This window comes from Pseudovibrio sp. Ad46 (assembly GCF_001623065.1).
Taxonomy (GTDB): domain Bacteria; phylum Pseudomonadota; class Alphaproteobacteria; order Rhizobiales; family Stappiaceae; genus Pseudovibrio.
This window is the reverse complement of record NZ_LMCG01000030.1, coordinates 1-11,561: the sequence shown is the minus strand read 5'-3', so window position 1 is coordinate 11,561 and position 11,561 is coordinate 1. Positions and strand designations below refer to the sequence as shown.

General features: G+C 47.7%; 9 protein-coding genes. 3 read left to right on the top strand and 6 right to left on the bottom strand.

The window, feature by feature from the left end; all coding sequences use genetic code 11:
• Positions 1–3 precede the first annotated feature (3 nt).
• From PsAD46_RS06355 to PsAD46_RS06345, 3 genes are read right to left on the bottom strand one after another with little or no spacing between them, the layout of a single operon-like run.
• Complete coding sequence (locus tag PsAD46_RS06355) at positions 4–1,251, bottom strand: hypothetical protein (protein ID WP_063306416.1); 1,248 nt, start codon at positions 1,249–1,251, stop codon at positions 4–6.
• A gap of 48 nt (positions 1,252–1,299) precedes the next feature.
• Positions 1,300–1,536 carry a hypothetical protein gene (locus tag PsAD46_RS06350; protein ID WP_063306415.1) on the bottom strand — a complete coding sequence of 79 codons (237 nt, stop codon included), beginning with the start codon at positions 1,534–1,536 and terminating at the stop codon, positions 1,300–1,302.
• 8 nt (positions 1,537–1,544) lie between these two features.
• Entirely contained in the window at positions 1,545–2,267 is a 723-nt protein-coding gene (locus PsAD46_RS06345) for a hypothetical protein (protein ID WP_063306414.1), read from the bottom strand.
• A gap of 237 nt (positions 2,268–2,504) precedes the next feature.
• On the opposite strand from PsAD46_RS06345, the gene PsAD46_RS06340 reads away from it, so the two are divergent.
• Positions 2,505–3,344 carry a helix-turn-helix domain-containing protein gene (locus PsAD46_RS06340; RefSeq protein WP_063306413.1) on the top strand — a complete coding sequence of 280 codons (840 nt, stop codon included), beginning with the start codon at positions 2,505–2,507 and terminating at the stop codon, positions 3,342–3,344.
• Between the two features lie 192 nt (positions 3,345–3,536).
• Here the strand turns inward: PsAD46_RS06340 and PsAD46_RS06335 are convergent, their stop codons facing one another.
• Both PsAD46_RS06335 and PsAD46_RS06330 read right to left on the bottom strand, forming a co-directional pair.
• Positions 3,537–6,626: an efflux RND transporter permease subunit gene (locus PsAD46_RS06335; protein ID WP_063306412.1), complete on the bottom strand. Its 3,090-nt coding sequence runs from the start codon at positions 6,624–6,626 to the stop codon at positions 3,537–3,539.
• Between the two features lie 20 nt (positions 6,627–6,646).
• Positions 6,647–7,843 carry an efflux RND transporter periplasmic adaptor subunit gene (locus PsAD46_RS06330; RefSeq protein ID WP_084404353.1) on the bottom strand — a complete coding sequence of 399 codons (1,197 nt, stop codon included), beginning with the start codon at positions 7,841–7,843 and terminating at the stop codon, positions 6,647–6,649.
• Between the two features lie 388 nt (positions 7,844–8,231).
• Here PsAD46_RS06330 and PsAD46_RS06325 point away from each other — a divergent pair, with 388 nt between their 5' ends.
• A complete protein-coding gene (locus PsAD46_RS06325; RefSeq protein WP_063306410.1) occupies positions 8,232–8,549 on the top strand; it encodes a hypothetical protein in 318 nt (105 codons plus the stop codon).
• Positions 8,550–9,385: 836 nt separating this feature from the next.
• On the opposite strand, the gene PsAD46_RS06320 is transcribed toward PsAD46_RS06325, so the two are convergent.
• Complete coding sequence (locus PsAD46_RS06320) at positions 9,386–10,291, bottom strand: LysR family transcriptional regulator (RefSeq protein ID WP_063306409.1); 906 nt, start codon at positions 10,289–10,291, stop codon at positions 9,386–9,388.
• Between the two features lie 193 nt (positions 10,292–10,484).
• Between PsAD46_RS06320 and PsAD46_RS06315 the strand changes: the two genes are divergently transcribed.
• Positions 10,485–11,210 (top strand): class I SAM-dependent methyltransferase, encoded by a 726-nt coding sequence (locus PsAD46_RS06315; RefSeq protein WP_206599614.1) that lies wholly within the window; start codon positions 10,485–10,487, stop codon positions 11,208–11,210.
• Positions 11,211–11,561: the final 351 nt, after the last annotated feature.

Sequence of the window (11,561 nt, the reverse complement as noted above, 5' to 3'; positions counted from 1 at the left end):
TTCTCAGCTGCAGCGCTGGCGGTCCGTGTGTTGTGCCCCATTGTTCACTCCTAATCTCATGATCATGAGCCAAAACACTCCCTTATTCAAATTAACCGATCTGTCCATAAGGCTTCGATGGGGAACAATTTTCAGGTTCCCATCTGCCTCAACAAAGGCGACAACAAATCGACTGTCAAAAGTAGATACTTTGGATATCTCTGTTGTTTCGATCTGCGTAAATTCGCCAATAACTGATTGGTTTCTTAATAGCTGAAAACCATCATCATTTAGATCCCAAAGACTAATCCAAGCACAGAAGTGGGGACTGTAAATAGGGTCTTCACAGTTACCATATGCTCCGATTTGACCCGTGATAAGTTTTCCAGTTGGAATCGATTTGACTACCGCCTGCGTTGTGGATCCGATGTCTGGATAGATTTCTAACTGTGCATACTGTTCGAACTCACCAGGAATTGCAGCGTTCGTTTTGCGCCATTCAATGAGTTTGGAAATACTTCCGTTCCCAGAGATAGTCACCCAACGTCCAGCTACTACATCAATAATTGCGGTCACGTCGACGTCTTGAATTTCAAGACCACCATTTGACGCTCCGCCATACGGCGAAAATGCGCCACTATGAAGAATTTGCGTCAAACGTAAGTTGCCATCTTTGTTTCTTCTGGCAAGTATATTTGTTACTCCTTTTGAAAGGGCAAGATTACTTGCGTTATTGAAATTGACTTCATCTGACAAAGTGAGCACATTGCCTTCTAGGAACGCCATAACGGCAAATGCCTGACCATTCGGGCGCCGGGCAGCAATGAGTGCTGCGCCATTTGCTTCGGTTGCTGTGACTTCAGTTATCTCAGGGCCAGTTAAATGGGAAACGCGATTGATAATCATCCCATCCCCGGAGATGGTCCATAGGATAACCTGCAGGTTCCCGTTGCTATCTCTTATGGGAGTAACAAAACTGCGACCTGCCACTTTTGCGATCGCTATACTGGTAGCAATCTCAGTATCGCGAATGCTGCTGGTGCCTAAGGGTGTTGATTCACTACTTTTCCACGTGACGATACGCAGGTTGTTGCTTTCATCTAACACAGCAACCACATAACCTTCTGAAAAATGGTAGTCGTAACTCGTTAGTGCTATGCCTTTAACGGTTCCGTAGTCGAACTCCTTAATGACCGCGAGTTTAGCAGCGTTGCTCGTTGAAATGTCCATGCAGAGGAAAATAGATAAGGCGAGTGCAAATAGTCTGCTCATAGCAGCCTCCAATTTCTTAAGATAACTTGTTTCGCTAAGATGAACGGTTCAGCGCCCGGTAATTACACGTTTTGGGGGGCGGTGCTTGTTGAGATCATCGCTGATTCCGGCGCTGACAAATCCGTCTTTGTACCAGACAAAATTCAGGTTATTTTCACCATCAACGCCCATGCCAGCAACATCCGCAGGTGTGTAACCAGGAGCCAGAGTGTATTTGTATGGTTTGCGATGCTTGTCTAAGTCGTCACTGCTTCCTGCGCTGACGTAGCCTTTTGTACCAGGCAAAACTCCAGTTATTCTCGCCGTCCATTGCCATGCCAACGATACCCCGGGGCTAGTTTGTATCTATAAGGATGCCGATAGTTATGGATGCGAGCCGATGAGCCAGCTGTGACTGTACCGTCTTTACTCCAGGCAAAGTTGTAATTATTTTCGCCATCAAGTGCGAAACCGATCATGTCCTTTGCGACATATCTATCTTTTCCAGGCCCTGACCATGGGTTTGGTTTGCCTCTCAAGTAGCAAGCTTCAATCTGCTCTGGGACAGTGTTTTTGTAGTAGATGGATCCGAAGTCGTTTGCACGGTGATTCAGACCATTGTTATGCATCATCTCATGCGCCATCACGCTGGCAATACGGCGCGGCGAGTTACCGCGTATGAAATCGCGATCCATTTCAAATACACCACGTTTTGCATAAACCCGATGTGCGCTAGCATTTGTGCTTCCAGAAAGGTTCCTACACTTAATTTTGGTGATTTTGGCACGGTCCATGTATCCAACAATGTTGCTGGGCGATTGCCTGCTATGCTCTACTAGATAGGCATTATCCATGCAGGCCGTAAGTTCTTTCTGCTTTTCCCGTGCTATAAACTTAAACTCTTGGAATGCATCTATAATTTTACTTTTCAGCTCTGGTGAACAAGAGCGAATTTTCACCTTATCTTGCGCAGCTGAGTGTTCCACCGAAGAGGAAAACAACACTGCTAAAGCAAGAAGTGACATGACGTGTTTCATCTATCACCTCAAAATTTAGGAGTTGATCTTTTGTAGTGGCAAGTGAGTTGATGACTGATGCAAAAGTCAGAAGTTGTATTGCCTAGAAAACTCTTCGGTTATCGTAGGCGTTCGTATGGTTAGACTTTGGATGATAAGAGCATTCAACGAGCTCAAAGGGTTCTAATGCTTAGACACGTTTTATCGGCACCTGAATGAGACGTCTTGTAAAAAACGGCAGATGGATGAGCACACAAGATGAGCGTATACTTCAAATTCCCTCCACCTCCCGATTTAACGCGTTACATCAGAGGCTTTCATATTGCTGATCAGCAGGTTGGTGAACTCACCATTCAATCCCCTCCTACGGGATATCCTTTGCTTGGGCATATATGGAAAGGGATTGGGAGTGTCTGCGTCAGAGATATCGTCGTCCCGCAACTGGCCCCGCCGGTTACGCATTTTAGCGGCCAGTTATATAGGACGAATGCCAGTGTTCACTGGAATGGGTACATTGGTCACATCCTTGCGGAATTCACAGCAACCGGGCTTTATGAGCTCTTTGGTATTTTAGGTGATGAGCTTATCAATAAGACAGTACGGGTGAGCGCTCTGGCTCCTGAATTTGCAAGAAAGTTGGACGCCGAGCTTGCTGAGGTTGAGAGTACAGAAAGCTATCTGAGATGCTTTGAAATTGCTTTGAAAGAGCAAGCCCTCAGAGCTAGTTACGCACCCCGTTTTGTTTCTGAGGCTGTAAGCATCATCGAAGAAGCCCGCGGAGATGTTAAACTGAGGGAGCTAACTAAGAGAATTGGCACCGCTGAAAGAACTTTTCTAAGCCGATTTAAAAAAGTAGTGGGAGTGCCGCCGAAGTATTTCTGCCGTGTAACTCAGTTTAATTATTTTGTATCAGTTGTACTTTCAGGAGAAAAACTTCCACTGTCACAGCTTGCTACAGAGGCTGGTTTTTACGATCAGGCACACTTTACAAGAGCAGTACAGGAGTTTGTGCTAAGTGCCCCTTCGCATTTCCTTGAAGGAGACGTGACACAAATTTCCAGCTTTATCAGGCAAATGAATGAGGCCGCAAATACTTAATATTGAGGTATCCAGAGTGATCGCACGGGCCTCAAGCGGCCATTGAAGCGCTTCCATCATGGGTTGAGACACGCTCACTCGAAGGCTTCTACAATAGCTCTTATGGGCGATATGGATTTACTCAACTGACCAATCGTTAACACATTAATTTGGTGCCGAAGTTTCCGTGACAACGCCTGCTTGTGACTGTTCTCATATGCTTGCTCCGGCAAGATGGGGCTTTTCTTGTCCGGGGTTTTTGACGTTAAACAGGATTGCGTAGAGCACCGGGACCACGATCAAGGTGAGCACCGTTGCGAAGCTCAGGCCGCCCATGATGGTCATGGCCATGTTGACAAAGAAGGCATCCTGCAAGAGCGGAATAAGGCCAAGAACCGTAGTGGCTGCGGCCATAGCGACAGGCCGCATTCTGCTAACGCAGGAATCCACAATAGCAAGGTAAAGGTCTTTTGTTTCGGCCTGCTGATCTATTTCTTCAATGAGCACAATGGCATTCTTGATGAGCAAGCCTATCAGGCTCAAAGCGCCGAGGAGTGACATGAAGTCAAAACTGCCGTTCATAGCGAGTAAGCCAGCCGTTATGCCGATGATGGCCAAAGGGACCGTCAGCCAGATGATGAGTGGTTGACGTACGGAACCAAACAGCAGGATAGAGGTGACAATCATCAGAGCAAAACCAGCTGGCAGGGCACCATAGATACCCGCCTGCGCCTCAGCTGAATCTTCATATTCCCCGCCCCAGCTGAACGAATAGCCGGGAGGCAATTCAATCGCTTCGACGTCCCCTTTGATGCGGTTGAACAACGGCGTCGCCAACTCCCCTTTCGGATTGGCTGAAGCGATTATAGTTTGCATTCGGTTTCGGCCCCGAATAACAGTCTCTTCCCAAACCGTATCAAAGCGGTTTACCACCTGTTGCACTGGAACGGATCTTTGCAAGACCGGGCTCCAGACTTCAACATCGCGAATATGAGAAACGTCTTTTCTCTCCGCCTCTGGTGGGCGAACGACGATAGGAAGGAGGCGCGTCCCGTCTCTGTAAATCCCGACCTGACTCCCCTCAAAGGCCTGCGCTAATGCCACTGATAAATCCTGCCGGTTGATACCTAACTGGCGTGCGACCTGTTCGTTGAATATGGGTTTGATGAGCTTTTGTGGTTGACGCCAGTCCGTTCGCACATCCTTGGAATCTTCATCAGCCCTCATGATACGCATGGCCTCTCCTGCCAGATTTCGCAGAAGAACAGGGTCTGTTCCGTGGAAGCGCGCCTCGATTTTTCCATCCCGGCCGGGCCCAATACGCAGCGGTTTGATAATTGGATCGAGCTGCGGCATTTCCTCAAACATGAACTTTTGAGTGGCGGCCCAGACGTCCGGTATCTGATCGCGGGTCTCTGTTTGAACAATGATCTGTGCGTAGGCCGGACTGTTTTCCTTCGGCTCATAAACCAAAGAGAACCGCGCATCACCGCCGCCAATCAAGGATGTGGTTTGCGTTACCCCCGCCTGGTTGCGCACAAACTCCGCGACTTTGAGGGTATCGTCGCGGGTTTTACGAATGTCGGTTCCCTCAACCTCCCAGACATCAACGAAAAACATCGGCGTATTGGAGTTGGGAAAAAAAGCCTGTGGCACGTAACCAAACCCGACCAATGCCGCCAAAAACAAACTGAAAGCAGCTGAAACCGTAACCCAGCGGAACCGAATGGCGGTTTCCAGAACGCTTCTATAACTCATATAAACCCTGCCGGCATATGGGTCTTTTTCTTCGCTTTCCTCCGCCTTTTTATCTGGCCTTAGAAAGAGCGCGCACAGCAACGGTGTGGTGCTGACTGCGGTTATCCAGCTTAGGGAAAGTGATATAAGAATGACGTAGAATAACGAACGTGCAAACTCCCCTGTGCTGGTTTGAGAAAGCCCGATAGCGGAAAATGCAAGGATGCCGATTACCGTCCCACCCAGAAGAGCCATTGCATTGCTGGAAACCACTTCGCTTGCAGCTTTTGCCGCCTTCATACCTGCTTTGATACGAATGAGCATACCCTCTGCAATCACGATTGCATTATCGACAAGCATACCCAAAGCAATGACCAGAGCTCCCAACGAGACCCGCTGTAGCTCAATATTAAACAGCTGCATGAACCACAGCGTTCCGGCCACGGTGATCAGCAGCACTGCGCCGATTATGAGACCGGTTCTGAGCCCCATAAAAAGCAAAAGAACAACAATGACGATGACAATCGCTTCACCCACATTGACGATGAATCCGCTGACGGATTGATTCACCGCTTCTGGCTGGTTGTAGATGATATGGCCTTCGATACCGATTGGTATCGTTTCGACAAGCTCTTCAAATTTCTCGTTGATCGCCTTGCCGGTGTTGACCACGTTCTGACCAGGTAACATCGAAATGCCAAGGGTCAGCGAGGGCAGTCCGTTGAAATAGACCATCTTTGAAGGTTGTTCTTCATAGGCACGAGTAATGGTTGCTATGTCGCCTAAGTAGACAGCCTTTTTATCGGCTCCTTCATCCTCCGAGCTGATGAGCAAGCCGCTGATCTCTGCAACAGAGTTAAACTCCCCCGTTGGCGAAATGCGAATGTATTCATCCCCAACTCGAACGCTGCCTGCATCTGCAACAATATTCTGCGATGAAAGCAACTCCGAGATACGTTCTGCAGAAAGGCCGAGTTCGCCAAGACGAGCGCGTGAGATCTCGATATAGACGACCTCCTGCTGCGCACCGCCAATAACGATCTTTCGTACACCGGGAACAAGAACGAGTTGTCGTTGAAGAGTTTCAGCCACATCCTTCAGATCGCGGTAGGTATACCCCATGCCAGAAATAGCAAGATAGATGCCATAAACATCTGCAAAGTCATCCACGGTTACCGGCTCTCCAACACCGGGAGGAAGCTTGTACCTTACATCTGCAATCTTCCGGCGCAGTTCATCGTAAATGTTGGGAAACTGCTCAGTCGTGTATTCATCTTTAAACTGGATCTGGATATCAGAATATCCGGGCCGGGAGATCGACATCTTTATACGTTTGAGCTGAGGGAGTTTTTGGACCGCATCTTCGATGTGGTAGGTGACTTCTTCTTGTGTTTGCTGCGCCGTAGCCCCCGGATAAGTGGTAATTATCTTCGCTTCTTTAATCGTAAAGTTGGGGTCTTCCAGCTTCCCCATCTCATCAAAGCCAAGAATACCACCACCGACCAGCACAATGATGAGGAGCCAAGAAACAACTCTGTTTTTTACCGAGTAACCGCCAATATCCATAGGAGTATCCTTGGCCTTATTTATTCTCGCTTCTCGTCTTCACCACTAGCTGCCGGTGTTTGCGAAGACTGCGCTTTCTCTTCCGCCGACTTTCGAATACTCACATCCTCCGGTCGCTCCTCAGCCTGCTCTCGCGTGCTCATTAAACTGACCTTCATCCCCTCAACCAAAAACGGAACGCCCGCGGTCACAATGCGATCTCCTGGCTCAAGTCCATCCGTCACAGCGATCTGGTTGCCGCGAAGATCACCAACCTTGATGTGGCGTTTTTCCAATGCCCGACTCTCAGCGTTGACAATCCAGACATGCGGCTCAAGGTCATTTGTAGACATCACTGCTTCGGAGGGAATGAAGGTAACATTGGCGGCCTTAATGTATTTTGTTAGATCGATGACAACGTTTGCTGTCATGCCGGGTAAAGCATTGATGTCTTCCGGCGTGGGCATGATGTAGGTCGCTTCAAAAGTACGCGTTGCAGGGTCGGCAGTGGCTGCAACTTCCTTGAATTCCAGCGCATATCGGTTGTTGGGGACCGCATCAAAAAATACGATTACATCCGGTTCTATGCGCGTTTCTTTTAACTCTTCGGAGGCCTCCCTGACCAGAAGCATGATCTGCTCGGGGACATCGAATTTCACTTCCAGCGCTTTAAGGTCCCTAAGCTCGATGATGACCTCTTTCGCCTGAACCTCTTCATAATTCTCGACGAGCCGTTTGGCTATACGTCCGCCAAAGGGGGCTTTCAAAGTGGTGTAAGCCAAATCCTGTTTGGCCATATCCAGCGATGCTTTTGCACTCTTCAGGTTGTATTCCCTGCGATCCCTCTCTCTGACCGTAGAAAAACCCCTTTCTGCCAAAGGTTTGATACGTTCAAAATCTCTGTCCGCCCGAAAAAGTTCTGCTTCTCGCTCCTGCACAACCAACTCAAAATCAGTGGAGTCCAACTGCGCAATGATCTCCCCTTGTTCAATCGCTTCTCCTTCCTTAACCGGAAGTTCAACAATCGTACCGGGAACGCGGAACGATACTTCAGCACGTCTTTGAGATTCAATGCGGGCAGGGAAAGAGCGTTTTCCGCCGGATTCCGGTGTCAAGACTTCAAAGGTTTTGACAGGCCGAACAACCTCAGACACGCTCGTTTGAGGCTCCTCGCCACACGAGGCGAGGCCCAGAAGAAGTACACATGCGGAAGCGAGATATACTCGAAGTCTTAGCATCGGAGAACACCAGTCATCGAAGGTTGCTGAACACAATCGTTTTGGCTTGCTATCTGTGCCTTATCACGGTGCTACAACACCATTGTTATTCTTGCCTTTACCACCTTAAGAAGAAGACAGCTGCTTTCTAGACGAAGCACATATTCGGCTAAATTATTCAAGTTAACATGTATCTACAACGCCATCGATACAGCGAATAGAAAAGCAAAACAATAAGTACTCTTAATCAAAATTAATATTTAACAAGTATACGCCATTGATTTTACTTTCTATCAATTAACGACCTGTTAATCAAAGTTGAAATTTATTTGATTTCTTAGCACTTAGAAGAGCAATTGGCAGCATGGTTCACTGAGTAATTCTCGGTTTGAAACGATCGGAGAGATTAATGCCTGTGACACTACATGGTTCTGCAATTTTTGTTGGCGTGCTTTTTCTTTCAATGAGTGCAACGGCGGGTATATTCGGCGATGCGCCTGATGTTGTAATCTGTCCATTAGAGAACACTGTAAACCGAGAGGGCGGCCATGTGGTGTTCTACATCGATGGCACTGAAGATGACACCCCGTTCTACAAGCCACTGGGCAACAACCCAGTACAGCTCTCGGTAAACGACAATGGAACATTAGACACCCGAATCCCCAGCTGCGCCGGTAAATCTTTGGACGAACTAAGGCAAGGAGGTTTGGCTTTAGACTTCAACTGATGCAAAATACTGCACAGAATGAGTTCATCATCTAGTAATTTCAAGAGGATAAGTGCTGTCCGAAAGTGGATTCAAACCAACCCCAATCATAGATATCAAGGCTGGCAGCGTGCCTCTCGGACTGGCCGAGGATACTTGTGATCCCCTTCCATCCCGAAACTGAAAGATGCTCAACGCTTGCGGAAAGACGCTAAATGTCACGCAACAACTTCATACGACCCTCAAAACTGTGATAAGGATTGACTTTCACTGTCGAGGCAAACTCTCCCCAGCTTATCACTGCCAACGTTAAAGTAAGCTCCTTACCACTCTTTTTGGCATTGGCTCGTTCGTTCGGTATTTAAGAAATTATTAGTGTGAAAAGAGCTCCCCCTATAGAACTCTACTGCATCATCTCTCTGATTTAGCCTCAACCCTCAATAGAAACGTTTGAATGACGGCTTATGCCCCACCAGGCCAGCGGAGCCCCCCTCACTTACACGAGTTCTTATAGTGCAGAGAACGACAGAAAATTCCGCGAGACGTTTCTCGTGCCTCTGCAAATTGGTGCCTGCAGCCTTAATCGGTAAGTTAGATGAAGACCCACTTGAAGTTGAAGGCATGCTCTACCGAGGGTACTCAAGGAAAACCTTGAACGGGTGCAAATGGTCACGCGCGATGCGTCAGGAATGGCTAGAATTTCGGGCCACAAGCAGCCACTCAGGTGGTTCCATCATGGGTTGAGCCAGTCTTTGCGGATAAGACTACGCTCTCTCTGGAAAGCTCTTCTCAGTATATAATTATGTGGAGCGCCCGATAAGATAAGGGGCATTCAGAGCCCAAATCTATCAATTTTGCTAGCTACGAATTCGCGCGATTTCCCCAAGTTGGTTCGCTAGGAAATCAAACACAGCTCTAATCCGTGGGCTAGTTTGAAGTTCTTTGTGTGTAACAAGCCAAATCGGATATTCAAACGAAGGTGCTTCAGCGAACACCTTCTCCACCATCGGTTCAACTTCGCCCAAGACTTCGGGCAACATTGAAACACCGTGACCAACCTTTACCATTTCCCAGGTGACCATGCTGGAATCTGGTTGAATTGCAAAGTTCTCGGCTCGAAGTGGAATACCAAGGTTATGCATCGAAGCAATCAAGTGTTCCGGATCCGGAATGCCAATAAAGGTGTGGTCAGCCACCTCACGCAATGTGCGAGGTCGCCCTTCTTTGTCAAGATAAGCACATGAAGCGTATAAATTGGCTCGTAAGTCCCCAACGTGCCGCGCAATGAGCTCCGGTTCGGTCGGCTGCATGTGTCGGATAGATATATCTGCCTCACGCCGCATTAGGTTCAGAATATTATTCGACTCTTTTATGCGAATTGTGATGCCCGGCGCACTTTCCCGCAGCGAAGATAGAATGCCTGGCAGTATCGCCGCAGACATAAGATCTGTTGCTGCTAAAGCAACCTCTCCAGATACTTCCTGTGACTGACGATCCGCTACCATGGAAATGAGGGTCGCGGCCTCTCCCATCATTTGTGCATGGTCCAGCAGTTCTTGGCCGGCCGCTGTAAGCGTTTGCCCCCTCACATTACTTTCCAACAAACTTACGCCTAGCGATGCCTCAAGAGCAGACAGTTGCCTACTTATCGTTGGCTGGGTTGTGTTTAGCACACGTGCTGCAGCACTGAATGAGCCCTCTTTAGCGGTTGCTAGAAATGCTCTCAGTTGGTTCCAATCGAAGGATATTGCCTGCCAGTTCATATGTTATCGTATACTAAACCAACAAAAATAGTCAATTTACCTAGCATTAGTGTATACTTATTATACCTATGAAAGGGATGTTTTGTCACCGGCCGTTTACGATACGCAATTGAAACCTTCATATGATTGCTCGCCAATCTGGAGAGGATCACACCTCAAAAATTTAACAAAGCTAATGGACACACATAGTTTTATGCCTAGCCGTATCACCGTGAAAACCAACCCAGTTTTTGTAAAACAGATAGATTGCAATATGAGTAAACCGAAAGAGTTTTGGGACAAAACCGCCGGCAATTATGACAAAACTGAGGAACGATTTGAGTTCATTCATAGAAGGGTCAGGAAAAACGCAAAAAAACACCTCAAGGATACCGATGTTGTTTTGGATTATGGATGTGGGACAGGCACTACCGCCTGCGAACTTTCCAGCTATGTGAAAGAAATTCACGCGATTGATATCTCGTCGAGAATGGTTGAAATCGCTGAAGATAAAGCGATCACTAGCAACATAGAAAATGTAAACTTCGCACAGGGTGACATCTTTGATGAAAGATACCAACAAAGGTCTTTTGACGTAATTCTGACTTTCAATATGCTGCACACAGTTCCTGATCCCCAGAGAGTTGTGCAGAGAATACTTGAGTTATTGAAGCCTGGGGGATTATTTATTTCTGTTACGCCTTGTTTGGCGGGGAAAATGTCGTTCTTGGTTGGCCTTCAAATTTTACTTATGCGGGTGCTGCTAAAGACTGGAATAATCCCAGTGCCGATAAGAAGGCTGAAAAGTTCCGATTTAGACGAACTGGTTGCGGCCGAGAATTTTCAGATTATTGACACTGAAAACGTTTATAAAGGAGCGTCCAGTTATTTTTCGGTGGCAAGAAAGACAACCAAATCAGTTGCTGCCGCTGGAAAATGATAATGTCAGCTACGTCCGCACTGGGTACATGGACCCGGCTAAAGTGGGTTGCCGTTCACACCTCAGGCCTGTTGGAAATGCACACAATCGGAAATTGCGAGAACGTTAAACCGATGAGACCCCTGCGCTGAAGTTGAGAGTTTGCTGAGACGGGCTAGATTTCATATCAGTGTCAATGTCGGTAATAGACACGTGGCTACACGTCAGGAATGGCTAGCAGAGGACCATATGTATGGACCGCCTGCATTTCGCAAGAGAGTTTTTACTTGGAACCTTGAAGTCGCTACTATGTATCCGACCTGTCTATCGGCACGCGGGCCGTGGCCTTGATGGTAATACGCACGTACCTAC

Excerpts from the sequence above, each read along its gene's own strand:
- PsAD46_RS06355 (WP_063306416.1), bottom strand. The coding sequence starts at position 1,251 with ATGAGCAGACTATTTGCACTCGCCTTATCTATTTTCCTCTGCATGGAC.
- PsAD46_RS06345 (WP_063306414.1), bottom strand. The coding sequence starts at position 2,267 with ATGAAACACGTCATGTCACTTCTTGCTTTAGCAGTGTTGTTTTCCTCT.
- PsAD46_RS06340 (WP_063306413.1), top strand. The coding sequence starts at position 2,505 with ATGAGCGTATACTTCAAATTCCCTCCACCTCCCGATTTAACGCGTTAC.
- PsAD46_RS06335 (WP_063306412.1), bottom strand. The coding sequence starts at position 6,626 with ATGGATATTGGCGGTTACTCGGTAAAAAACAGAGTTGTTTCTTGGCTC.
- PsAD46_RS06330 (WP_084404353.1), bottom strand. The coding sequence starts at position 7,843 with ATGCTAAGACTTCGAGTATATCTCGCTTCCGCATGTGTACTTCTTCTG.
- PsAD46_RS06325 (WP_063306410.1), top strand. The coding sequence starts at position 8,232 with ATGCCTGTGACACTACATGGTTCTGCAATTTTTGTTGGCGTGCTTTTT.
- PsAD46_RS06320 (WP_063306409.1), bottom strand. The coding sequence starts at position 10,291 with ATGAACTGGCAGGCAATATCCTTCGATTGGAACCAACTGAGAGCATTT.
- PsAD46_RS06315 (WP_206599614.1), top strand. The coding sequence starts at position 10,485 with ATGCCTAGCCGTATCACCGTGAAAACCAACCCAGTTTTTGTAAAACAG.